Below are 24974 nucleotides of genomic sequence, written 5' to 3'. Positions count from 1 at the left end.
GGTCACCAGGAGGTCTCCTCGACGGCAAGGTCGGATGGGATGGCAGAGGTAGGATTCGAAGCGGAAATCGGGGATGTCGCGAGCACGGTTGGTAGGGGCGGGCGTGTTCGCTCGCTGGCGCGGCGGCGCGGTTTGCGCGGGGGGCGGGGACGGATGTCGGCCAGCAGCTGGGCCAATACCAGCGCATCGATGTTGCCACCGGAGACCACCGCGCACTTGCGCTTGCCGGCGACGCGGCGACCGGCGGCCAGTGCCAGCGCGCCGGCACCTTCGGCGATGACGTGCTCTTCCAGCGCCAGCCGCACCAGCGTCTCGCGCAGCTCGGCTTCACGCACGATCACCACATCGTCCAGCAGTGCACTGCACAGCTTGCGGGTCAGGAAACCGGGAATCTTCACCTTGACGCCGTCGGCCAGGGTGGCGACCGGGGCGATCTCACGCACGTCGCCGCGGATGGCGCGGGCCATCGAATCGACGCCCTCCACCTGTGCACCGACGATGCGCACGCCCTGCGATTTCAGCGCCAGCGCCACGCCGGACGCCAATCCACCGCCACCGATCGGCACGATCACCACGTCCGGCGCATGCGGGGCCAGCTCAATGCCCAAGGTGCCTTGGCCGGCGATCACGTCCGGGTCGTCGAAGGCGGACAGGAAGCGGTAGCCGTGCTGTTCGGCCAGGGCACGGGCGAAGGCGTAGGCCTCGTCGTAGCTCTCGCCGTGCTGGCGTACGGTGGCGCCCCAGTGGGCGACCCCGGCGATCTTGGTGGCCGGTGCACCGTGCGGCATCACCGTGATCGCCGGAATGTTCAAGCGGTAGGCGGCCCACGCCACGCCCTGAGCGTGGTTGCCGGCCGAGGCACAGATGACCGGGCGGTCGTCGCCGCGCTCACGCCCGGCCAGCAGGGCGTTCAATGCACCGCGCACCTTGTAGGAGCCGGTGCGCTGCAGGTTCTCCAGCTTCAGCCACACGCCGAAACGCTCGGCGTAATGCAGCGGCGTGGGCGGCAGGAAGCGGCGCAGCCGTGCCTGCGCGGCCAGCACATCGGCGACGCTTACATCGCCTACGTCCGGTTCCTGCGGGGTACGGCTAGCCGGCATCACGCACCCGGCCATGGTGATCGTTCCAGAGCGACGCGCGCTGCCACGGCGCACGGTGCGACGTACGACCAAGAAGGCACCTCCGTACCGGCACCGATGCAACGGTGCGGGCGTTCATGCGGATACTCCAGTACCGGGCTCCAGTGCGCTGATGCGCACCGACACACAGTCGTAGATCTTCTCGATCTGGCGGCGCAGCGTCTCCGGTGGACGCGTGCTGTCCACCACCAGCTGCAGGTGCCAGCGACCATCGTCGGCGGCATTGGGCGCACCGGCGATCGCGCGCGGCGCGAAGCCGCGGCGTTCGGCCATGCCGATCACGCGCAGCAGCGCGCCTTCGGCCGGGGTCAGCACCAGGTCAAGCCGGTATTGCATTGGGGAACTCCTGGGACTGATGAGCGGGGTTGCTTTCCAGCATCGTGCTGTTGGCATTGTTGGGCGGCACCAGCGGCCACACGTTGGCACGCGCATCGATGGCCACATGCAGCAGGGCCGGGCCGGGCTGGGCCAGCATCGCGGCCAGGCCACCTTCGACATCGTCACGCGCTTCGATGCGCGTGGCCGGAATGCCGAACACCTGCGCCAGCGCGGCGAAATCCGGGTTGTCGGACAGATCGATCTCGCTGTAGCGCTCGGCGAAGAACAGCTCCTGCCACTGGCGGACCATGCCCAGCGAGCTGTTGTCCAGCAGCACGATCTTCACCGGCAGGCGGCAGCGGGCGATGGTGACCAGCTCTTGGACATTCATCATGAAACTGCCATCGCCGGAGACCAGCACCACGGTGCGATCCGGGCAGGCGAACTGCGCACCCATCGCCGCGGGCAGGCCGAAGCCCATGGTGCCCAACGCGCCGCTGGTCAGGTGGTTGCGCGGGTGGGTGAAGCGGCAATGCTGGGCGACCCACATCTGATGCTGGCCGACATCGCAGGCGATGATCGCATCGCTCGGCGCCAGCTCGCTCAGGCGCTTCAGCAGTGCCGGGGCGTAGATGTGCTTGCCCGGTGCGTCGTAGCGCGGGGCAAAGCGTTCACGATGGCCCTGGCAGCGCTTGGCCCAGGCCTCCTGCGTGGCCGGGGCGGTGGCCGCGGCGGTCAGTGCGCGCAGCGCCGTACCGACATTGCCCGGCACCGCGATGTCGGCGGTGCGCAGCTTGGAGATCTCGTACGCATCGGCATCGATATGCACGACGCGGGCAAACGGGGCGAACTCGTTCAACTTCCCGGTCGCGCGGTCATCGAAACGCGCGCCGACTACCACCAGCAGATCGCTTTCCTGCACGGCCATGTTGGCCGCGCGGGTGCCGTGCATGCCCAGCATGCCCAGGTAGTGGGGATGCTGCGGCGGCAGCGCGCCCAGGCCGCGCAGGGTCAGCACGGTCGGAATACGGGTCGCCTCGACGAAGGCACGGAAGTCCTCCACCGCATCGCCCAGCGCCACGCCACCCCCGGCATAGATCACCGGCTTCTCGGCCCCGGCGATGGCGGCGATGGTCTGCGCGATGGCGTCGTCATTCGGCGCCGGCGGTGCGACCACCGTGGACGGCACGTGGTCGGGCAGGTGCGACGCATCGGCCACCTGCACGTCCTTGGGCAGATCGATCAGCACCGGCCCCGGGCGACCCTCGCGGGCGATGCGGAACGCATCGGCGACCACCTGCGGCAGGTCATCGACCGAGCGCACCAGCCAGCTGTGTTTGACGATCGGCAGGGTCAGCCCGAACACGTCCAGTTCCTGGAACGCGTCGGTGCCCAGTAGCGGGGTGGCGACCTGGCCGGTGATGCAGACCATCGGCACCGAATCGAGCATCGCATCGGCGATGCCGGTGACCAGGTTGGAGGCGCCCGGGCCGGAGGTGGCGACGCAGACGCCGACCCGGCCGCTGGCACGGGCGAAGCCGTTGGCGGCCAGGGCCGCGCCCTGCTCATGGCGGACCAGGATGTGCTTCAGCCCGGAGTCCACCAGGGCGTCATAGAACGGCATGATGGTGCCGCCCGGATAGCCGAACAGCGTATGCACGCCCTCGGCTTCCAGGGCCTGCGTCAACCAGCGTGCGCCGTTGCGGGGCGCGGTGCTGTGAGCGGAGGTATTCATGCGGTGACCTTTACGAAAGCGGGTGGGGGAGCCGCGCGTTTACGCGGCTTGACTTTGCAACCAGACCATCTTGGCGCGCAGTTCTTTGCCTACCTTCTCGATCGGGTGCTCCAGGTCGGCCTGCTTGAACTTGTTGTAGTTCGGCAGGCCCGCTTCGTACTCGGCCACCCAGTTCTTGGTGAAGGTGCCGTTCTGGATATCGGTCAACACGTCCTTCATGCGCGCCTTGGTGCCGGCGTCGATCACACGCGGGCCGCTGACGTAGTCGCCGTACTGCGCGGTTTCGGAGATGAATTCCAGCATGCGGGTGATGCCGCCTTCGTAGAACAGGTCCACGATCAGCTTCAGTTCGTGCAGTACTTCGTAGTAGGCGATTTCCGGCTGGTAGCCGGCTTCGACCAGGGTTTCGAAACCGGCCTGCACCAGGGCCGAAGCGCCACCGCACAGCACGGCCTGCTCGCCGAACAGATCGGTTTCGGTTTCTTCCTTGAAGGTGGTCTGGATCAGGTTGGCGCGCGCGCCACCCAGGCCACCGGCGTAGGCCAGCGCGAACTCGGCGGCCTTGCCGCTCTTGTCCTGGTAGACCGCCCAGATGCACGGCACGCCGCGGCCGATCTCATACTCGCGACGGACCAGTGCACCCGGGCCCTTCGGCGCGACCAGCACCACGTCCAGATCCTCGCGCGGTTTGATCATGTCGAAATGCACGTTCAGACCGTGCGCGAACAGCAGCACCGCGCCCTGTTTCATGTTCGGCGCGAGCACGTCTTCGTAGAGCTTCTTCTGCACCATGTCCGGGGTCAGCACGGCGACCAGATCTGCCTCTTTCACCGCCTCGGCGGGGGCTTTGACGGTGAAGCCGTCGGCCTGAGCCTTGACCTCGGTCGGACCGCCCGGGCGCAGCCCGACGACGACATCGAAACCGGATTCACGCAGATTCAGCGCGTGCGCGCGGCCCTGGCTGCCGTAGCCGACAACAGCGATCTTGATCTGGGGCAGGTCGTTGGTGCTCATGGGGGAGGTCCTTTGGAGGCAAGAAAAAAGAGGGCCGACGGTCAGCGACGCGTCGGCCCATCAGGGGAAGGGGTGGCACCGGCCTGGCCGCGAGCACACGCGAACGCACCCGCCGTGGGGGCGGTGGGCACTGGCTGGCTCGAGGTGGGCTGGCGGGTCATGGTGGAGGGCAACTCAGAGGGGAGGATGGAAATCAAAGGGTTCTGAAACGAAAAAACCCGCACCTGGTCGGGTGCGGGTTTTGATGGATACCTGGCAGTCTTGCTTACACGCCGGTCCGTCCCGCACCTGTTGGTTGGGTAATAAGTACGAGGACGAGAAGCGAATGGATGGAGGCCGCGCCGTGGTCGGCGTGCTCGATGGATTCGCGGGTGGCTGTGCGCTGCAACATGAGATCGAGAAAACCACACGGGTTTTGGCGGTGTCAACCCTGGAAAGACAATTTCCATCGGTTTCGCCTGCATCCACCGCAAGGCCCCGCCGTAGAAGGATGGTTGCGGCTGAAAGCGTTCCGATGAACTGGAATTCAGCATTTTGGTGCAGCGGATTGCGCGGATCGGGGGTCAATTTCAACCTCGGGGCATGACCATTGTGGGATGTCATCCAGCGGCCTCTGCCGCCACCATCGGGTGGCTACCACCCTCAGGAACCACCCCGTGTCCTCACGCCTTGCCCGCGGCCTGCTTGCCGCCGCCGTCCTGTGTGCCCTGCCCGCCGCAGCGATTGCCGCCGACCGGATCACCGGCCACACCTTTGCCACCCGCTCGGAGGTGATCGCCCCGCACGCGATGGCCGCCACTTCCCAGCCCCTCGCCACGCAGATCGCCCTGGACGTGATGAAGTCCGGTGGTTCGGCGGTGGATGCCGCGATCGCGGCCAATGCCGCCCTCGGTTTGATGGAGCCCACCGGCAACGGCGTCGGTGGTGATCTGTTCGCGATCGTGTGGGACCCCAGGACGCAGAAGCTGTATGGCTACAACGGCTCAGGCCGCTCGCCGAAGTCGCTGACCCTGGCCGAGTTCCAGCGCCGCGGCCTGAAGGAGATCCCGGCGACTGGCCCGCTGCCGGTCTCGGTGCCCGGCGCGGTGGATGGCTGGTTCGCCCTGCACGACCGCTTCGGCCGCAAGCCGATGGCCGACAACCTCGCGCCCGCGATCCGTTACGCCCGCGAGGGCCACCCGGTCGCCGAGGTCATCGCCTACTACTGGGACCGCTCGGTGCCCCGGCTGTCCAAGTACCCCGGTTTCACCGAGCAGTTCACGATCGATGGCCATGCCCCGCGCAAGGGCGAGATGTGGAAGAACCCGAACCTGGCCCACACCCTGGAGCAGATCGCCCAGGGCGGCCGCGATGCCTTCTACAAGGGCGACATCGCCCGCACCATCGGCACCTACTTCAAGGCCAACGGTGGCTACCTGAGCTATGACGACATGGCCAGCCATCATGGCGAGTGGGTCGAGCCGGTCAGCAGCAACTACCGTGGCTATGACGTATGGGAGCTGCCGCCGAACAGCCAGGGCATCGCCGCGCTGCAGATCCTCAACGTACTGGAAGGCTACGACTTCTCCAAGATCGCCTTCGGCTCACCCGAGCACGTGCACCTGTTCGTGGAAGCCAAGAAGCTCGCCTTCGCCGACCGCGCGCGCTTCTACACCGATCCGGCATTCCACCCGGCCCCGGTCGACCGGTTGATTTCCAAGGGCTACGCCGCTGAGCGCCGCAAGCTGATCTCGATGGACAAGGCCCTGAGTGAAGTGCAGCCGGGTACGCCCAAGCAGCTGCAGGAAGGCGACACGATTTACATGACCGTGGCGGATGCCGACGGCATGATGGTCTCGCTGATCCAGTCCAACTACCGCGGCATGGGCAGCGGCATGGCGCCTCCGGGCCTGGGGTTCATCCTGCAGGATCGTGGCGAGATGTTCGTGCTGCGCAAGGATCACCCGAACGGCTATGCGCCGGGCAAGCGCCCGTTCCAGACCATCATTCCGGGCTTCGTCACCAAGGACGGCAAGCCGTGGATGAGCTTCGGCGTGATGGGGGGCGCGATGCAGCCGCAGGGCCATGCGCAGATCGTGATGAACATGGTCGACTTCGGGATGAATCTGCAGGAAGCCGGCGATGCGCCGCGCATCCAGCACGAGGGCTCGACCGAGCCGACCGGGCAGGCGACGGCGATGAGCGATGGCGGCGAGGTGAATCTGGAAACCGGCTTCCCGTATGACACGGTGCGCGCGCTGATGCGCAAGGGCCACCGCGTGGTGTTCGCGGATGGTCCTTACGGTGGGTATCAGGCGATCCTGCGTGATCCGGAGACCGGGGTGTACTACGGCGCTTCGGAGAGCCGCAAGGATGGGCAGGCGGCGGGGTACTGATTCTCTCGTGCTCCGTAGTGCCGATCGCTGGTCTGCAGAAGCGCAGAGCAGAGCGTAAAGCAGGACGCTTTGGGGCTACGGGTAGTGGGCCGGCCTGGGTGGGTTGGCGGGACACGCCGTGAATCCATCCATGGAGGCTCATGTCGCCGCATCCATGCGGCTCATGGTCCCGCCAACCCACCCAGGCCGACCCACCCACAATGGATCGGCGCCCATGCGAAAGCGGTAGTAACTGTGTTGCTGGAGGAGCTTCAGCCCCCAGCGGACGGGCGCGGTAGTGCCGGCCGCTGGCCGGCAGCCGTTGGAGATGTGCCCAGGCGCGCTTCAGGCGGGGATCGATTCGCTTTGAGCGTCGCGCATCCGGGCGTTGAGGATGACCAGCATCTTGCGCATGACAGCTACCAAGGCGACCTTGCTCGCCTTTCCTTTGGCTTTCAGGGTCGCGTAAAAGTCACGTAGCTTGGGCTCGTAACGGATGGCAGTTAGCGCCGCCATGTAGAGCGCTTCGCGCACTACGGCCCGGCCCCCGGTGATGCTGCGCTTGCCCTGCCAGGTACCGCTCTCGCGGTTCATGGGGGCCAGGCCGACCAGCGAAGCAATGGCCTTGCTCCCCAGTGTTCCCAGTTCCGGCAGTTCGCAGGCCAAGGTGCTGACCAGGATCGGCCCAGCGCCTTTAAGCGTTCCGATGTTCTTCCAGCCCGGCTGCGCGGCGAGCTGCTCGGCCATGGCCTTGTCCAGCTGTTTAAGATCTTCGGACAGCTGGGCAAGATGGCGCTGCTTGATCGTGATCAGGACTGGATCGGTCAGCTGCCGCAAGCGCTGCATCTCGCTGACGCGCATCTGCACCAGATGACGGCGGCACTGGGCAAATTCGGTCAAACGCCGCTGCCACGGTGCCGGTGGCACGTAGCGGGTGAGCGGTAAAAGGTGCGCCATCTGCGCCAGCACGGCTGCGTCGAGTCGATCGGTTTTGGCAGCACGTCCCGTAGCTTGGGCGAAGCGGCGTGCCCGAGCGGGATTGATGCGGACCATCGGAAGCCCAGCCTCGTGCAAAGCCTCCAGGGCGGCACGCTCGTAGCCGCCGCTGGCTTCCAGAACGACCTGCGTGATGGGCCATTGTTTCAGCCATTGAATCAGCCGCACAAAGCCGCGCTTGTCGTTGCTGAATTGGCGAAACGCCTGTTCATGGACAGCCACATCCAGCGTGGCCTGACTTACGTCGATCCCAATCCCATACATGGCAGAACTCCGCTAGGCTGACAGGGTCGAGAGCTCCCCCCCGCTTGCCCAGTCTTATCAGTCCGAGCGCCAACTCGATCAACTGTTCGGGCGGATCAGGGAGAAACCGGCGTGGGGACCCAAGCTACCTAGCGGTCGCAAGACCTAGAGCCACACGGTCGCCCACGCCGGGCTCTCGGCACCTAAAGTGCCAGATCGGCAAGAGATAAGAGCCACGCCATGCGTGGCTCCTTTTTTCTCAACGATGATCCGATGCGTCAGGTGCACGCTGCTGTGCCGAGCGTTGCTCGGCTGCGTTGCCCGAATTACCCCAAGCGCACTGCGCGGAACGTCGACTGTGTCGAGCTTGGCTACGCTGCTCGCGTTGGAACTCTGACACTGTGAGTCGGGCGCGCCTTGCCTGGCACTGCTCGGCGGCTTTACCAGAACCACCTTGAAACTGTGAGCGGGACGGGGCGGGTGGGTTGTCGGGACCATGAGCGCCATGGATGGCGCGACATGAGCCTCCATGGACGGATTCACGGCGTGTCCCGCCAACCCACCCGTCCCGGCCCGCCCACCGATAGCCCGGGAAACGTGCCGCTCCAGGCGACCAACTCAAGGCGCCCGAGCCGCCTCATCGCGCGTCTCTTCCTGCGCCGCGATCTCCCGCTCGATCCACTCATCCATCAACCGCCGCGCGCGCTGCGCACGGCGCCGCTGCAGCGCATGCTCCATATCCAGTACCCGATACAACGACCACATCACCGCCAGCATCAACAACGCAAACGGCAATGCCGCGATCGTGATCATCCCCTGCAGCGCATTGAGACCGCCCGCCAACAAGAGTACGCCCGCGATCAACGCGATCGCCACGCCCCACACCATCCGGCGCGCCAATGGCGGATCGCCCGCCTCCTCCGTCGACATCGTCGCCAGCACCAGCACCGCCGAATCGGCCGAGGTCACGAAGAAGATCATCAACAACACCAGCGCGATCACCGACAGCACCGTCGGCATCGGCAGGCTGTCGAACATCGTGAACAGCACCGTCTCGTAGCCATTGCCCAGCGCCTGCGCCAGATCCACGTGGCCGAAAATCTGCGACCACAGCGCCGTGCCGCCGAACACCGAGAACCACAGGAAGCCCAGCACGCTCGGCGCGATCACCACGCCCAGCACGAACTCGCGGATGCTGCGCCCACGCGAGACGCGCGCGATGAACGAGCCCACGAACGGCGCCCACGCGATCCACCACGCCCAGTAGAAGATCGTCCAGTCCGCCACCCACGTGCTGCCCGAGAACGGCGACATCCGCAGGCTCATCGTCACCAGTGAATTGAGGTAGGAACCGATCGTGGTGGTGAACGTATCGAAGATGAAGCCGGTCGGCCCGAGCACCAGGATCAGCGCCAGCAGCAATGCCGCCAGGCCGAGGTTGAAGTTCGAGAGCCACTTGATGCCGCGGTGCACGCCACTGGTGGTGGAGGCCATGTACAGCACGAACGCCACCGCGATGATGGTCAACTGCACGGGTACCGAGGCCTGGATACCGAACACGCGCTCAAGGCCGGCCGCGATCTGGATCGTGCCGAAGCCCAGCGTCGTGGCCACACCGATCGCCGTGGCGACTACCGCGGCGACGTTGACCACCGTGCCCATCCAGCCGCGGTGATGCGCGCCGATGATCGGCTGCAGCAGATCGCTGATCAGCCCGCGGCCGTTGCGGTTGAACTGGAACCAGGCCATCGCCAGGCCGATCAGCGCATAGATCGCCCACGGGTGCAGGCCCCAATGGAAGAACGCATAGCGCATCGACGCGCGCGCCGCCTCCATGCTCTGCGGGGCCAGCCCTTCCGGTGGCTTCACGAAGTGCGAGATCGGCTCGGCCGCGCCCCAGAACACCAGGCCGATGCCCATGCCGGCGGCGAACAACATCGACATCCAGCTGGCGTTGGAAAAATCAGGCTCGGCATCCTCGCCGCCGATGCGCAGCGAACCGAAGCGGCCGAAGGCCAGGTACATCAGGAACGACAGCGTGATGAACACCACCAGCAGATACAGCCAGCCGGTACTGCGGATGATGGTGGACAGGCCGCTCTGGACGACCTCGTTGAAGGGGCCCGGCGCGAGGCCGGCGATCAGCACCAGCAGTGCGACCAGTGCGATGGAAATGCGGAACACCATGCTGGCGTGTCTCCGATCAGTAGGGGCGAGCCGAGGCTTGCAATCTCCAGCGGCGCAACGGCAACGACTGGGGCGGATCAAGCCGGTCGAGGCCGGTCAGTACGGACGTCAATGGCGTCGAGCAGAGCGCGGTGTGCACGCGATCGGGAGGCTACCCCCTGACCGCACCGCATACCGCGCTGCAGCATGGTAGTGCATGGCGTGTCGGTGCTCTGTTCACATGCACAGGCCGATCACGTTGGTGTGCGGCTTGGCGGTGCGCCCCTGCGCGCTGCTTTGTGCTCTAATTCGCCCCGAAGCGGGGGTACCGCGGCCCAGTGGCCAAGGTTGAGACAGTCCCTTCGAACCTGATCCGGTTGATACCGGCGTAGGGAAGCTTCGCATCTGCAGATGCATTGCGCCGTAGGGCCACCGTGCCCGGAGACCGCCCGCGATCCGTCCGTCGAGCGCCGCCGTTTCGTCCCTCCCATGCGAATCCCTCGCATAGAACCGCACAGTCCCTGTGCGGGGATTGAACCTAGGACGATGCCTCGATGAACGCACAGCTCTCCGCCCTGCAGCAACAGGCCCAGCAACTCTCCGAATCGGTCACGCGGCCGATTCCCGGCTCGCACAAGATCCACGTGCAGGGCTCGCGCAGCGACCTGCAGGTGCCGATGCGCGAGATCACGCTGACCCGCACGCCCACCTTGTTCGGTGGCGAAGAGAACGCGCCGGTCACCGTGTACGACACCTCCGGCCCGTATACCGATCCGGGGGTCGCCATCGACCTCTCCGCCGGCCTGCCCGCACTGCGCGCCGCCTGGGTGGCCGAGCGTGGCGATACCGAGGTGCTGGAGGGCCTGAGCTCGGTGTTCGGCCGCTCGCGTGAAACCGATGCCCGCCTGGATGCGGTGCGCTTCCCCGCGCGGTTGCAGCCACGCCGTGCACAGGCAGGCGCCAATGTCACCCAGATGCACTACGCACGCCGCGGCATCATCACGCCGGAAATGGAGTTCGTGGCGATCCGCGAGAACCAGCGCCTCGATGCGATCCGCGACGCCGCACTGCTGAAGCAGCATCCCGGCGAGTCCTTTGGTGCTTCGATCCCCAGGGTCATCACCCCCGAGTTCGTCCGCGATGAGATCGCCCGCGGCCGTGCGGTGCTACCCAACAACATCAACCACCCGGAAAGCGAACCGATGATCATCGGCCGCAACTTCCTGACTAAGATCAACGCCAACATCGGCAACAGTGCGGTGTCCTCGGGCATTGCCGAGGAAGTGGAAAAGCTGGTCTGGGCGATCCGTTGGGGCGGCGACACCGTGATGGACCTGTCCACCGGCAAGCACATCCATGAAACGCGTGAGTGGATCGTGCGCAACTCGCCGGTGGCGATCGGCACCGTGCCGATCTACCAGGCCCTGGAGAAGGTCGATGGCCGCGCCGAGGAGCTGAACTGGGCGATCTTCCGCGACACGCTGATCGAGCAGGCCGAGCAGGGCGTGGACTATTTCACCATCCACGCCGGCGTGCTGCTGCGCTACGTGCCGCTGACCGCCAAGCGCGTGACCGGCATCGTCTCGCGCGGTGGCTCGATCATGGCCAAGTGGTGCCTGGCCCATCACAAGGAGAACTTCCTCTACACGCACTTCGAGGACATCTGCGAGATCATGAAGGCCTACGACGTGACCTTCTCGCTGGGCGACGGCCTGCGCCCGGGCTGTATCGCCGATGCCAACGATGCCGCGCAGTTCGGTGAACTGGAGACACTGGGCGAGCTGACGAAGCTCGCGTGGAAGCATGATGTGCAGACCATGATCGAAGGCCCCGGCCACGTGCCGATGCAGCTGATCAAGGAAAACATGGACAAGCAGCTGCGCGAGTGTGGTGAAGCACCGTTCTATACGCTGGGCCCGCTGACCACCGATATCGCGCCGGGCTACGACCACATCACCAGTGCGATCGGTGCGGCCATGATCGGCTGGTACGGCACCGCGATGCTCTGCTATGTCACCCCGAAGGAACACCTGGGCCTGCCCAACCGCCAGGACGTGCGCGACGGCATCATGGCCTACCGCATTGCCGCCCACGCCTCGGACCTGGCCAAGGGCCACCCCGGCGCGCAGGTCCGCGACAACGCGTTGAGCAAGGCGCGTTTTGAATTCCGCTGGGAGGACCAGTTCCACCTTGGGCTGGATCCGGAGAAGGCCAAGGAATTCCATGACGAGACGCTGCCCAAGGATGCGCACAAGCTCGCCCACTTCTGCTCGATGTGCGGCCCGCACTTCTGTTCGATGAAGATCACCCAGGATGTGCGTGACTATGCGGCGGGGCAGGGCCTGGATGCGCAGCAGGCGTTGGAGGCCGGCATGGCCGAAAAGTCCGCGCAGTTCCGGGATCTCGGGGCGCAGGTGTATCGCCAGGAATGAGGCGCCGGCCGTGGCGGGGCGCGCCGCCACGGCCATCATCCGCCGGCGGTGTGATTCCAGCTAAGCTCGGCGCGACCAGGCAGGGGCGGGGACGACGATGGCGATAGCACGCAGCACCAAATGGCTGGCCATCGCGCGCCGGCATCCCTCTGCCTGGCTGTTGGCCGTGCAACTGCTCGGCGTGCTGCTGTATCCGGCAATGGACGAGGCCGGCGCCAGTCGCGCGCTGTTTGGTGCGTTCGGCATCGCCGTGCTCGGCCTGGCCTTGTGGGTGGTACGGCGCAGCCCGCTCGGCATGTGGGTGGCGCTGGTGCTGGCGATCCCCTCGGTGGTGTTCTCCATCTCCGGTGCTCTGTTGGACCGCCCGGCGCTGGTCACCACTGCGCAGCTGCTCGAATGCCTGCTGTACTTCTATACGGCTGGCAGCCTGATCGCCTACATGCTGCAGGACCACAAGGTGACCCGCGACGAGCTGTTCGCGGCGGGGGCCACCTTCACGCTGTTGGCGTGGGCATTCGCCTTCGCGTTCGCGGTGTGCCAGCAGTGGTACCCGGGCAGTTTCGTGGCGACCAGCGAGAGCGAACTGCGGACCTGGATGGAGTTGCTTTATCTGAGCTTCAGCTTGCTGTCCGGGGTCGGCTTGAGCGATGTGGTGCCCATCCATTCACAGGCGCGCGCGCTGGTGATGCTGGAGCAGTTCGCAGGCGTGATGTACGTGGCTTTGGTGGTCTCGCGGCTGGTGGGACTGACCATGCTGACCCGTGCACGAAACTGAATAAAACATAAAAAATTCGCGCCAGAAGGCGCGAATGTTGACGCAATTTATGTGAATTCATCGGCGAGAGAGAGCCTGTTGTCGGCCGCACGCACAGGCGCGGTTAACCGGCATAGGCTAGTATTCGCGCGCCTCGGTGGTTTTGCGGTTTGCGCCGATGGCGTGTGCGGAATCTGGCGGTTCGTCTGGCGGTATCGACTGCGGCGACCGTGTGAATTCCAGTGGTTTTTTGTATTTTCCTCGTGTCCTGGATGATCAGCAACGACAGTGAGCGCCCTTCCGCCGATGTGATTCAGATCGGCGATTTCCTCGTCACTCTCTCCTCGCGGGAAGTGATGAGCGAAGGCATGCGTCGTCCACGTCGACTGACACCCAAAGCATTGGGTGTTCTCAAGGCGCTGCTGCGTTCTCCAGGGGCGGTGGTCACCCGCGATGAACTGTTCGCGGAGGTCTGGCCGGACACGCTGCCGACCAACGACGTGCTGACCCAGGCGGTCACCCAGCTGCGCAAGGCCTTCGCCACTGATGACGATGCGGCCGAACCCTATATCGAGACCATTGCCAAGACCGGTTACCGCCTGCTGATGCCGGTCAGCGTGGTCGAGGATGCCGCACCTGTGTTGCTGCTCGAGCCCGAGCTGCAGCCGGCCTCCGCGGGCGTGCTCGCCGCCGCGCACGTACCGGCGGTACTGCCGCATGCGCGGCCTCCGCAAGACCCGATCAAACGCCGTCGGCGGCGCATTCGCCGCTACGCGGTGATGGTCGTCGGGCTGGTGATGCTGGTGGCGCTGCTGGTGATGGCAGCCCTGCTGATGCAACGCGATCCGCCGGCCTCAGCGGTCGAGGCCGCGGTGGAGGATGGCACGCGGGTGATTGGTAGTCCTCAACGCCCGTATCGCCTGATTACCGCCACGGCAGGATTTGAAACCTATCCCACGCTGTCTCCGGATGGGTCGCAGATCGCCTATGAAGCCGATGTGCCCAGCCGACCGGGCAGCGTCATCAAGGTGCAGACCTCCGGTAACACGCCGGCACGCCTGCTGGTCGAGCCGCCCCCAGGCATGTCCGACCGCTTCCCGAGCTGGTCGCCCAATGGGCGTGAGATCGCGTTCGCCCGGTTCGGTCCGGCCGAAAGCTGCGAGGTGCTGATCGCCAGTGCGACGGGTGGGGCGGTGCGTCACGTGACCCGTTGCGACGGCACTGAGCTGCTCAGCTTCGACTGGACCCCGGATGGTCGCGGCCTGGTCTTCGGCTCGCTGTCCGGCCGGTATGCGCAGCGCGGCATCCGCACCCTGGACATCGCCAGCGGACGCTGGCAGCCGCTCCAATACGATATAGGCAGCGACAACTTCGAATATGCCCCGCGGTACTCGCCGGATGGGCGCTGGATCGTGTTCGTGCGCAATCCGCAGATCGGCGATCTGTGGCGCATGCCGGCTGGGGGGGGCAGCCCGGAGCAGCTGACCGATGACTCGGCGGAGATCCGGGGCTGGGCCTGGCGCGGCGACAGCCGCCATATCGTGTTCGGCCGCCGGGTCGACAGCGAATCGCGCCTGTATGAGCTCGATACCGATACGCGTGTCCTGCGCGACGTCGGTCTGGACGATGCGCAGTCCCCCACCGTGTCCCGGGCGAACGACATGCTCGCCTTCGTACACCGGCGCCCCCAGTTCGGCCTGTTCCGGGTGCCTGTGGAAGCTGGCGCGCTGGGTGTGCCGCAGCGCCTGTTCCCCTCGGGAGGACGTGACTCGCAGCCCATGGTGTCTCCGGACGGTCAGCAGATCGTGTTTTCTTCGGACCGCTCGGGCAGCTATGCACTGTGGTGGGCGGATCTGCAGCGGCCGGAGTCCTTGCGTCCGATCGAGGGCCTCAGGCCCGAAGCGCGCCAGGCCTCGGACTGGTCGCATGACGGCAAGCGCGTGCTGGTATTGGGGCGCGATGAGCATGCCAACCCCGGGATCTATGAGGTCTCCCCGCGCGATGAGCAGACCGTGCGTCTGCCCGTCCCGGTGCGCCAGCCATTGCAGGCGCTGTATGGCAGGGATCCGCTGCAGGTCCTGGTGGTGGAGCGCGACCGTGATGAGCGGATGCGTCTGTCGTTGTTCGATCGCAGCCTGACCCCTTGGCGACTCATCGGCAGCATCGAGGGCGTTTCCCAGGCGCGTTATGACGTCGCAGGCGAGCGCGTGTTGTTTACCCGGCTCTCGGCGGGGGGGCTGTGGCAGGCCGACGCTTCGCTGAGTTCGCAGAGCATCCGCCAGATCAGCGAAGACCGCCCCACGCGCTGGCGCTATCGCACCTGGACCGTGTCCGCGCAGGGGGCGATCGACTATCTCTCCAATCGATCCGATTGCGCCACGGTGTTCACCCGGATTGCGCAGCCGATCGCCGATCAGGAGCATTGCCTGGATGCAGGCCGCCTCAGCGCCAGCAATGGATTCAGCGCAGGACCCGGCGGGGAGGCCCTGTATGTGGCCCTGGCGGTGGCCGATGGCACCGACATCGGGGTGATGTCGCTCCCCGAGCGCGTACCGTCGTTGTTTCCGGGGTTCGTCAAGTCCATGATTTTGAAAACAAAAAACCCTTCGTAACTTCTTCGTGGCGTTCTCGTCTCGAATTCGTATCAATCTCGCCAGGACTTCCTGAGGCAGCGGCCTGATTTGGCAAGACTGCAGGCCAGCAAAGGCAAACTCTCGGTGAAGTCATGCGTCAGCTCTCCCTGGCCGATCGCGGTCAAGCGCTCTCCCTGGACAAGGTCGTCGACGACGGTCCCTTGCCAACCTGTCTGGGTGTGGCCCGGTTGGGCAGTCTGCAGAGTCCTGGGACGACCTTCACTGTGTGGATCCAGTTGCGTGGCAGCGCATGGGTCGAGTCCAAGGAAGGGCGGTTCCGCTTGCGCCAGCGTGAGTGGATCGCCTTCGAGAAGGAATCGCGCCCCATGGTCCAGGCCGGCCGCGACGGTCTGTGCATCGGGCTGAGCCTGGCGCCGGACGCGCTGCGCGCCCTGGGTGAGCTCACCGACTGCAGTCTCTACGCGGGTCGCGGCAGCATGAGCCGCAGCGACGCCCGCGTCGCCCTGCGCCTGTGGCGTGACGTCCTGGCCACCGGCCATCCTACCCAGGCCCTGCGCCCGGTACTGCTGCATCTGGCCGCCCTGCAGCAGGGCATGGCGACTGGCGTGCAGCGCTGCCCGGGGCGCTCACGCAGCCGCAAACGCCAGGTCTTCGGACGCATGCAGCGCGCCCGTCTGTACCTCGAGGGCAACAGCCACCGTGTCGTGCGCATTGGTGAACTGGCCGAACTGACCAATTTCTCCAGCTGGTACCTGTCCAAGACGTTCCAGAGCCTCTACGCGGAAAGCCCGCAATCGCTTTCCGCCCGCCTGCGCCTGGAGCGCGCCGCCGATCTGCTGCGCGATACGGACATGATGGTCGGCGAGGTGGCGGCAGCGAGTGGATTTGACAACTGCTGCAGCTTTGCACGGGCGTTTCGAGCCCGCTTCGGACTGTCCGCGTCACGCTATCGTGAGGCCGGTGCGAATCTCTCGCCAGAGTCGGCAAAGTCTTCGGTTGTCTCACGCAAATAATTCACTGCAACGCAATCGTAACTTTCCGAGGCGTTTTTAACACGCTACTAACGTACCTCGGAGAGATAAATGAATTTTCGTACTCCCGCAGTGCGGCTGGGCCTTCTGCCCGCCGGCATTGCGCTTGCCCTGACGCCGGCCTTTGCTTCGGCGCAGGAAGCAAGCGGCACGACCGACCTGGACCGCATCCAGGTCACCGGCTCACGTATCCGTCAGGCCAGCACCGAGACCGCCCAGCCGGTGATCGCGCTGCAGCGCGCCGACATCGAGAAGCAGGGCTTCACCAGCGTCGCCGACATCGTCCAGAACCTGTCGGCCACCGGCTCGCCGGCCATCAGCCGCGCCGATGCGCTGTCCTCGGGTGAAGAAGTTGGCGGCCAGTACGTCGACCTGCGCAACCTCGGCCCGGAGCGCACCCTGGTGCTGCTCGACGGCAAGCGCATGGGCGTCAGCTCCGGCGGTTACACCGACCTCGCCTCGATCCCGACCTCGGTCGTGGAGCGCATCGAAGTCCTGACCGATGGCGCTTCGGCGATCTACGGTTCCGACGCGATCGCCGGCGTGGTGAACATCATCACCCGCAAGAACTTCGACGGCCTGGAAGCCAGCGTCTACAAGGGCCAGTACGGCCAGGGCGACGGCGACAAGACCACCTACAACTTCGTCTACGGCCAGACCGGCGATCGCGGCTCGATCACCCTCGGCGCCGAGTACAGCGAAGAAAAGCCGGTTCTGGCCAAGAACCGTCGCTACAGCGCCTCGGCCAACGGTTACCGCCATCCGGTGCCGACCGATGAGGACACCAACGGCTGGAGCGCGATCACCGAGAAGGGCGTGCTGGTTACCGATGATGGCAACTACGTCCTGAACCCGGGCGGCGCCTCGAACAACTTCGGCGACTACCACGAGCTGGGCAACGCCGATCTGTCCAACCCGTCGCAGCAGATGTTCCTGTCGACCGGCATCAAGCGTCGTTCGGTCTTCTCCAACGGCCAGTTCGATTTCACCGACAACATCCGCGGTACCGCCAGCGTCCTGTACACCGAACGCGAAGCGCTGCAGCAGATCGCCGGCTATCCGTACCGTTCGGCTGCCTACGACACCCAGATGGACGCCAACAGCGTCTTCAATCCGCTCGATACCGACGTTGATTTCATGCGTCGTACGTGGGAAGTGCCGCGTCAGACCAAGTCCGAGCTCAACACCTTCCGCTTCAGCGGCGGTCTGGAAGGCTCGTTCGAGTTCGCCGACAAGTACTTCGACTGGGATGTGGGCTACGTCTACAACCGCAACAAGGGCGTCAAGACCGGCACCGGCAATCTGTTCATTCCGAACGTGAAGAATGCCGTGGGTCCGTCGTACCTGGATGCGAACGGTGTTGCCCAGTGCGGTACCGCAGCGGCTCCGATCGCCGGCTGCACCCCGTGGAACCCGCTGCTGCCGTACGGCTCCACCGCCGACGGTTCGCTGTCCAACCCGGACCTGCAGAAGTACCTGTTCCTGCCGACCCACGACACCTCGCTGACCACCAGCAAGGTCTACAGCGCCAACCTGAGCGGCGCCATCGTGACCCTGCCGGCCGGCGACCTGTCCTTCGCGACCGGCTACGAGCACCGCGAAGAAGAAGCCGAGTACAACCCGGATGCGCTGCTGCAGTCGGGCCTGAGCACCGACCTGGCCGGTGCGCCGACCGCCGGTGGCTACAAGCTGGACGAGTTCTACCTGGAACTGAATGTGCCGATCCTCGCCGATCTGCCGTTCGCCAAGGAACTGTCGGTCGATATGGCCGGCCGTTACTCGGACTACAACACCTTCGGTGATACGTTCAACTCCAAGTTCGGCCTGAAGTGGAAGCCGATCGACGACCTGCTGGTCCGTGGCACCTATGCCACTGGCTTCCGTGCGCCGACCGTGGCCAACCTGTACGGTGGCACCTCGCAGAGCTTCGACAAGTACACCGACCCGTGCGACACCTCCTTCGGTGCAGCCGTGCGCAACCCCGACGTCGCCGCCCGCTGCGGCGGTGCCGTGCCGGCCAACTTCCGTCAGGAAGCGTCCGGTGGCATCGATGCCACCGGCCCGGGCGCACAGTCGAACTACCCGTACCTGTCCGGCTCCAATGATGGTCTGCTGCCGGAAACCTCCAAGACCTGGACGGTCGGCCTGGTCTACAGCCCGAACTTCGTGCAGGGCCTGGATGTCAGCCTGGACTGGTGGAAGATCCGCATCGACAACGTCATCGCGGCAGAGTCGGTCACCTCGATCCTCAACCAGTGCTACGTGCTGAACAACGCCAACGCCTGTGACCGAGTCACCCGTGACACCGACTCCGGTCAGGTCGTCGACGTGACCCGTACGCTGATCAACGGCGGCTACCAGGAAACCGCAGGTTACGATCTGGGTATCCGTTACCGTCTGCCGGAACTGTCCTTCGGCAATGTCGTCATCGACTGGAAGACCACGTATGTGGACTACCTCGAGTACAAGCGCGACAACGAAGCTGAAACCGCTGTCGAGCAGCACACTGGCTGGGGCACGGGCGACTGGGGCGGCAACTTCCGCGTGCGTTCCAACCTGAACATCGATTGGAGCCTGGGCAACTTCGGCGTCAACTGGGGCATGCGTTACTACTCCGGCCTGAAGGAAGAGTGCGCCTACGATCGCGAAGGCGGCCCGGAGTGCAACAATCCGAGCTACTCGTCGGCCTATACGCTGGCGATCCCGGTGCGCAACACCGGTTCGAACACGTTCCATGACCTGCAGGTGCGTTACACCACCCCGTGGGATGCCACCATCTCGGCAGGCGCGAACAACGTGTTCAACCACGAAGGCCCGGTGATGTACAGCCAGCCGAACTCGAGCTTCTCCTACTACGGCGGCTTCGACATCGGTCGGTTCTACTACCTGAAGTACACCCAGCGCTTCTGATCCATCGAAGCAATGGCGCAAAAAAGGAGGGCGGACCGCAAGGTCCGCCCTCTTTGCGTTGTGGGTAAGGAAACTCTGAGTTTCAGCGAAGGGTGATCCCCCTCACGTTTCGAGTGGAAATTCAGTTGATACCGTCAATCGGTCCAATCTTGGACGATTGAGAGATCGATATGAAAATGACGCTCGCTCAGAAATTTTCGGCCGTGTTCCTTGCGTCCCTCGCGCTTGGCGCCAGTGCATCGCCCAGCCTGATCATCTGCGCAGGAGGGCGCTACTGCGAAGGCGTCCGTGCCGAATGCCTGGCCGAGGGCCGCTCGGCTGCCATGTGTGAGCGCCTCTGGCGTGATTGCGTGCTGGACGCCTGTCCGCAGCGCTGAAACGACGATGGCGCGCCACAGGGCGCGCCATCCTTTGAGAACGTTCCACCTCACACTCAGGCGTCGCTGGCGACCAGCCCCATCAGTGCGTTGGCGTGATCGCGCCACTGCGGCAGCTTGTTGAGCACGCCGGCCCGCTGCAGATACTCCTCGTCCACCGGATCGCCATTGATCAGCGCCAGTGCTACGTGCACCGCACCGGTCACCCAGAAACTGCGGGTGTTCGAGCGCTGCGGCTGCAGGTGGAAGGCCACCGCCTCGATGATCGGCATCGGCAGGCCCCACAGCCCCAGCAGGTAGGCGCCTGCCTCGGCGTGACCCGGGCGATTCTCTGCCGGGTCTTCGGCGCTGCGTTCGTTGCGTACGCCCGGCAGCAGCAGCCCGATGTCGGCCAGCAGGGCCGCGGTGGCGCCCAGTTCGGCGCTGGACTCCGGCAACAGCTTGGCGGCCAGGCGGGAGGCCAGCAGCGCGCGCTGCTGCAGCGAGTTGCGCTCGGCACCGGACAGCGGCTGCGCGGAGAACACTTCGCTGGCCAGGACCAGATCACGCAGGGTGGACAGCCCCAGGCGGGTCACCGCGCTGCGCAGGTCGGAGATGATCCGGCCATTGTTGAAGAAGGCCGAGTTGGAGAGCTGCAGCACCTTGGCCGCGATGGCCGGGTCGGCCGCGACCAGCTTGGCCACGTCGGCGGTGTTGGTATCGTCGTCGTGTTCCAGCGCCTGGGTCAGGGTCAGGTACAGATGCGGCGGGGAGGGCAGCTTCTCGATCCGGCCGATGGCGCTGCGCAGGCGCGCGCTGTCGAGCAGTTCGCGCAGCTCTTCCAGGCTGGTCAGGGCTTCGAGCAGGACCTCCGGGGCCAGCGGCATCGGCAGGAAGCGATGGGCCACGCCGATCAGGCGCGCCGGCGGCGGGCGGTTGCCATGCTCGGCATCCACCAGCGCGATACGGATGGTCTCAGGGCGCAGCGTGCGGATCTGGCCGAGCAGTGTGGTGGCGTTGAGATCGGGCAACTGCGGGCACACGATCACCGCATCCACCGGCGAGCCGGCAACGATGCCCATGGCGCTCTGGCCATCGGTCGCGGTCAGCGGTTGCCACTCTTCCCCAAGATCGGCAATGAATTCCAACAGCTCAGCCGACAGGCTGGCTTCGTCCCCAACAAGCAGAATGCGCACGACACGGTCCCCTGGCTGACCACGGTGAAACGCACCGTGGACGGTGTGAAGAGACGCAATGTACCCAATCCGGCACGAATAGTGATGTGCCGCATTGAAAAAACGTGATGCGCATCGCTCCGGCAGCGGTGTGCCGGAGCGACGCAGGTCAGTCTCAGGCGATGTTGCCGAGGTAGCGCTGGTGCGCTTCGACCAGGATCTTCTTGGCTTCGGCGGCGCCGCCCCAGCCATCCAGCTTGACCCACTTGCCCTTTTCCAGATCCTTGTAGTGCTCGAAGAAGTGGCCGATGCGCTCCAGCCAGTGGCTGGACACCTGCTCGATGTCCTCGACGTGGGCATAGCCACTGAACACCTTGGAGATCGGCACGGCCAGGATCTTCTCGTCGCTGCCGGCTTCGTCGCTCATCTTGAGCACGCCGACCGGACGGCAACGCACCACCGAGCCCGGGACCAGCGGCAGCGGCAGCACCACCAGCACGTCGGCCGGATCGCCATCGCCGCACAGGGTGCTCGGCACATAGCCGTAGTTGCACGGGTAGCGCATCGGGGTGGAGAGGATGCGGTCGACGAAGATCGCGCCGGTTTCCTTGTCCACTTCGTACTTCACCGGCTCGGAATCCTTCGGGATTTCGATGATGACGTTGATTTCTTCCGGCGGGTTCTTGCCCGGCGAAACGAGTTCCAGACCCATGGTCGTGCTCCAGCTGAGAGGGGGTAGGGCGCAAAGTCCGCCATTTTAGGCCCATTGGCGGCCAGCGTGCAGCGGCCGTGCCGCCGATCGGTCGATCCGCAGCGGGCGTGGGCCAGGAAGGTCACCCTGCGCGCGGGGGAGGGTGGGCAGACCGCCACAGGGCAGTGCCGTCAATCCCGACCCTGCCCCGGGCAGAGGGCCGATGGTTGCGCCTGGCCGAGCGGTCGATCATGGCCACGAACCCGCTTGGAGGATGGTGATGACCCTGACAAATCGGATGGCCTGCCTGTCGATGGCGCTCGTCCTGTCCCTCGCGGCGGTGGCCGGGGAGGCCCGCGCCCGCAGTGGTCCGTACGTGGATCTGGTCGACTTCCCCTACACCGAAGCCAACTGGGACCGCTTCTACGATCTCCAGGATCATCTGACCCGGGAGTTCCATGACCTGTGTGGCGATACGTACTGCGAGGGTGAGTTCAGCAACCATGTCGTCCTGCAGTTCCGCTGCTCGGTAAACGCGCCCAGTGGACGCGTCGCGTCCTGCGTGCTGGTCATCGCGGCGGGCAACCTGGAGGTGGAGCCGACCACCGGAGAGGTAGTGCCGGACAGCCGGACTTGGGCGTGCGTGGCGCCGCTGGCGCCCGATACCTCCGTGGAAGCACTGCATGCCGCACTCGGGCGACCTGACGCGTTGACCCGGCCGCTCCCGGGCACACACCGATCCATGCACGACGCGCTGTTCGAGTGCCTCAACTGAGCATGCGCTTCCCCAACGCCGTACAGGAGACACCCATGAAACCGATCTTCCCGAGCGCTCTGCTGGTACTGGCGGTCTGCAGCCTCCCGATGGACGGCCGTACCGCGGAGACCTTCGTCGACGCGCGGACCTACCCGACCCAGGCCGTGGGCTGGGAGCGCTTCCGTGCGGTGGAAGCCCGCTTGGTCGGGGGCTTCAACGACGTCTGCGGCGACACGTTCTGCGAGGGCGAGTACCACAACCTGCAGGCGCTGCGCTTCCGCTGCTCGGTGGAGGCGGCCAGCGGGCGGGTGGAGGAATGCGTGTGGACCTTCACCGGCAGTACCGCCCGCGTCGACGCCGCCAGCGGGGCGATCGTGGTCGATGCGCGGACCTGGGCCTGCCGGGCGCCGTTGGCGGCCAATACGCAGTTGCCTGTGTTGCTGCAGACCCTGGAGCAGGGGCAGGCACTGCACGCCCCGTTGCCGGGCACGCCCGACAGCATGTACGACGGGCTGACCGAGTGCCTGTGAAGCCCACCCGCTCGATCTGCAAACGTGACTGATTCTCATTTGCGGAGTAACATGCCGCGCCTTACGGGTTGTCGTGTCCCTGCGGCCCCGCTTCGTGCATCGGCCCATGTCCACCAACGCCACTACCCTGACCGAGCTGTTGATCCGCGAACGCCCGGCGCTGCTGCGTCTGGTGCAGCGCATTCTTGGCAGCGACAGCGGCGCTGAGGATGTGATCCAGTCCATCTGGTTCAAGGCCCGGGGCGTGGACAGCGGGCAACCGATCAGCAACCCGCGCGCCTATCTGTACCGGCTGGCTGCCAACCTGGCGACCGATCATGGGCGTGAGCGCACGCGCCGCACGCGCCTGTTGGCCGAGCACTACCTGTGGGGCCCGGAGGAGGCGCTCTCAACCGAAGAGCAGGCGATGGCGCAGGACGAACTGCAGCGCGTGCTGGACGCAGCGGAGCACCTGCCCGAGCCGACCCGCACGATCTTCCGCCTCAACCGCCTGCAGGGCATGACCCAGGTGGAGGTCGCCAAACGTCAGGGCGTGTCCGTGACGACCGTGGAAAACCACGTGCGCAGTGCACTGCAGCGATTGGCCTGGGCGCGCAACGGGCGCTGAGCGGCACCGCCTGGGCTTGGGGAAGCCCGTTTCCCATCCGTCTTGATCATAATGCCGTCCCTTCCGGCATCTTCTTCGTCCGCGCGTGATCGCGCGATCCACCGCCAGCCATGAGCCCGCACGAACAACCGCCGATGTCCCGACCCTTGCCGCCGTCCGACCCTGCTGCCGTCCAGGCCCGTGCCTGGATTGCCTGGCTGGCGTCCGGCGCGGTCGAGCCGGTGCAGATGCAGGCCTTCGAGCAGTGGCTGGCCGAGCCTGACAATCGCCGCACGTTCGAATACGAGCGCCAGTTGTGGCGCAGCCTCGGGCCGCGACCGGCGCCCGCCGCGGCTGCAACACGGTCACGGCGCCGGCCGCGGTGGCCGCTGTTCGGGGTGGCCAGCGCGGCGCTGCTCGCGCTTGCGTGGGTGGCACCGGAGGCGTGGCTGCGGCTGCAGGCCGATCACCGCAGCGGGACGGGCATCCAGGCCGTGGCGCTGCCCGATGGCAGCCGCGCCGTGCTCGATGCCGACAGTGCCATCGCGGTCCGGTACGACGGGCAGGTGCGCCGCATCGCGCTGTTGCGCGGGCACGCCTGGTTCCAGGTGACGCCCGATCCGGCGCGTCCGTTCCAGGTGGAGGCGCAGGGCGGTGTGATCGAAGACATCTCCACGGCGTTCGCGGTCGCCAGAGAAGACGATCACGTGGAAACGAGGGTCGAGCAGGGACGGGTCCGGGTCGCAGCGGCCGATCGGGCGGGCTGGACATATCTCGACGCGGGCCAGCGCGCGCGCTTTGCACCGGGCGGGCGGGTCGTGCGGGAGCAGGACGTCGCCCTTGACCGCATCGCCGCATGGCGCGAGGGCGAACTGCTGCTCGAGGCGACCGGGGTCGAGGATGCGGTGCGGCGCATCGCGCGCTATCGCGCCGGCGCCACCTTCGTGCGCGGCGATCTGTCCGCATTGCCGGCCGTCAACGCTGCCTTTCGCATCGACCGGCCGGAGCAGGCACTGGACGCGCTGGCGGTGAGCGCTGGCTTGCGCGTCACCCGGCTGCCAATGGGGGTGGCGATCGTGGCACCGGCCAACATCACGGCGGAGTAGCGCGGCGAGCCCGTGGTCGTGGCATCACGTACACGCACGGGTCTTGGGGCTGCGCACGGTTCGTTCGTCTTACCCGGCATAACGTAC

The 24974-nt window shown here is 65.8% G+C and carries 19 protein-coding genes and 1 riboswitch; of the genes, 11 read left to right on the top strand and 8 right to left on the bottom strand.

Annotated elements, in window-relative coordinates:
• Positions 1–2 precede the first annotated feature (2 nt).
• From BCL79_RS07890 to ilvC, 4 genes are all read right to left on the bottom strand, one after another.
• Positions 3–1100, bottom strand: coding sequence for a threonine dehydratase (locus BCL79_RS07890; protein WP_121041216.1), 1098 nt, complete (start codon positions 1098–1100; stop codon positions 3–5).
• A 114-nt stretch (positions 1101–1214) separates the two neighbouring features.
• Complete coding sequence (locus tag BCL79_RS07885; protein ID WP_070473596.1) at positions 1215–1475, bottom strand: ACT domain-containing protein; 261 nt, start codon at positions 1473–1475, stop codon at positions 1215–1217.
• Positions 1459–3192, bottom strand: coding sequence for an acetolactate synthase 2 catalytic subunit (gene ilvG / locus BCL79_RS07880; protein WP_121039602.1), 1734 nt, complete (start codon positions 3190–3192; stop codon positions 1459–1461). Before ilvG ends, BCL79_RS07885 begins: the two co-directional genes overlap by 17 nt.
• Positions 3193–3231: 39 nt before the next feature.
• Positions 3232–4206, bottom strand: coding sequence for a ketol-acid reductoisomerase (gene ilvC / locus BCL79_RS07875; protein WP_121039599.1), 975 nt, complete (start codon positions 4204–4206; stop codon positions 3232–3234).
• A 656-nt stretch (positions 4207–4862) separates the two neighbouring features.
• On the opposite strand from ilvC, the gene ggt reads away from it, so the two are divergent.
• The gene (gene ggt, locus BCL79_RS07870) at positions 4863–6581 is read left to right on the top strand and encodes a gamma-glutamyltransferase (RefSeq protein ID WP_183073699.1); all 1719 of its coding nucleotides are present in this window, start codon (positions 4863–4865) and stop codon (positions 6579–6581) included.
• Between the two features lie 324 nt (positions 6582–6905).
• Here the strand turns inward: ggt and BCL79_RS07865 are convergent, their stop codons facing one another.
• Both BCL79_RS07865 and BCL79_RS07860 read right to left on the bottom strand, forming a co-directional pair.
• On the bottom strand, positions 6906–7820 hold the full coding sequence (locus BCL79_RS07865) for an IS110 family transposase (protein WP_121039596.1): 915 nt from the start codon (positions 7818–7820) through the stop codon (positions 6906–6908).
• A gap of 597 nt (positions 7821–8417) precedes the next feature.
• Positions 8418–9986: a BCCT family transporter gene (locus BCL79_RS07860; protein WP_102788207.1), complete on the bottom strand. Its 1569-nt coding sequence runs from the start codon at positions 9984–9986 to the stop codon at positions 8418–8420.
• Between the two features lie 290 nt (positions 9987–10276).
• Positions 10277–10378, top strand: a riboswitch (TPP riboswitch).
• Positions 10379–10519: 141 nt separating this feature from the next.
• Here BCL79_RS07860 and thiC point away from each other — a divergent pair.
• The 6 genes from thiC (at position 10520) to BCL79_RS07830 (ending at position 20063) form a co-directional block, all read left to right on the top strand.
• The gene (gene thiC / locus BCL79_RS07855) at positions 10520–12397 is read left to right on the top strand and encodes a phosphomethylpyrimidine synthase ThiC (protein WP_121039593.1); all 1878 of its coding nucleotides are present in this window, start codon (positions 10520–10522) and stop codon (positions 12395–12397) included.
• 97 nt (positions 12398–12494) lie between these two features.
• The gene (locus BCL79_RS07850; RefSeq protein WP_121039590.1) at positions 12495–13172 is read left to right on the top strand and encodes an ion channel; all 678 of its coding nucleotides are present in this window, start codon (positions 12495–12497) and stop codon (positions 13170–13172) included.
• 251 nt (positions 13173–13423) lie between these two features.
• The gene (locus BCL79_RS07845; protein WP_121039587.1) at positions 13424–15763 is read left to right on the top strand and encodes a winged helix-turn-helix domain-containing protein; all 2340 of its coding nucleotides are present in this window, start codon (positions 13424–13426) and stop codon (positions 15761–15763) included.
• Between the two features lie 113 nt (positions 15764–15876).
• Positions 15877–16758, top strand: coding sequence for a helix-turn-helix transcriptional regulator (locus BCL79_RS07840; protein WP_121039584.1), 882 nt, complete (start codon positions 15877–15879; stop codon positions 16756–16758).
• A gap of 69 nt (positions 16759–16827) precedes the next feature.
• Positions 16828–19686 (top strand): TonB-dependent receptor plug domain-containing protein, encoded by a 2859-nt coding sequence (locus BCL79_RS07835; RefSeq protein WP_183073698.1) that lies wholly within the window; start codon positions 16828–16830, stop codon positions 19684–19686.
• A gap of 170 nt (positions 19687–19856) precedes the next feature.
• Positions 19857–20063: a hypothetical protein gene (locus BCL79_RS07830; protein ID WP_121039578.1), complete on the top strand. Its 207-nt coding sequence runs from the start codon at positions 19857–19859 to the stop codon at positions 20061–20063.
• A 56-nt stretch (positions 20064–20119) separates the two neighbouring features.
• Here the strand turns inward: BCL79_RS07830 and BCL79_RS07825 are convergent, their stop codons facing one another.
• A complete protein-coding gene (locus BCL79_RS07825; protein ID WP_121039575.1) occupies positions 20120–21238 on the bottom strand; it encodes an HDOD domain-containing protein in 1119 nt (372 codons plus the stop codon).
• A gap of 154 nt (positions 21239–21392) precedes the next feature.
• On the bottom strand, positions 21393–21929 hold the full coding sequence (gene ppa / locus BCL79_RS07820; RefSeq protein ID WP_019183821.1) for an inorganic diphosphatase: 537 nt from the start codon (positions 21927–21929) through the stop codon (positions 21393–21395).
• A 259-nt stretch (positions 21930–22188) separates the two neighbouring features.
• Between ppa and BCL79_RS07815 the strand changes: the two genes are divergently transcribed.
• From BCL79_RS07815 to BCL79_RS07800, 4 genes are all read left to right on the top strand, one after another.
• Positions 22189–22683 carry a hypothetical protein gene (locus tag BCL79_RS07815; protein WP_147433868.1) on the top strand — a complete coding sequence of 165 codons (495 nt, stop codon included), beginning with the start codon at positions 22189–22191 and terminating at the stop codon, positions 22681–22683.
• A 35-nt stretch (positions 22684–22718) separates the two neighbouring features.
• Entirely contained in the window at positions 22719–23195 is a 477-nt protein-coding gene (locus tag BCL79_RS07810) for a hypothetical protein (protein ID WP_121039569.1), read from the top strand.
• A 106-nt stretch (positions 23196–23301) separates the two neighbouring features.
• Entirely contained in the window at positions 23302–23802 is a 501-nt protein-coding gene (locus tag BCL79_RS07805) for an RNA polymerase sigma factor (RefSeq protein ID WP_121039566.1), read from the top strand.
• A 134-nt stretch (positions 23803–23936) separates the two neighbouring features.
• Positions 23937–24887: a FecR family protein gene (locus BCL79_RS07800; RefSeq protein ID WP_259462117.1), complete on the top strand. Its 951-nt coding sequence runs from the start codon at positions 23937–23939 to the stop codon at positions 24885–24887.
• Positions 24888–24974 lie beyond the last annotated feature (87 nt).

Origin of the sequence: Stenotrophomonas rhizophila (genome assembly GCF_003651185.1) — a bacterium.
GTDB classification, from domain to species: Bacteria; Pseudomonadota; Gammaproteobacteria; order Xanthomonadales; family Xanthomonadaceae; genus Stenotrophomonas; species Stenotrophomonas maltophilia_Z.
Note: the sequence above shows the minus strand (reverse complement) of the source record. Positions and strands in the feature narration are given on the sequence as shown.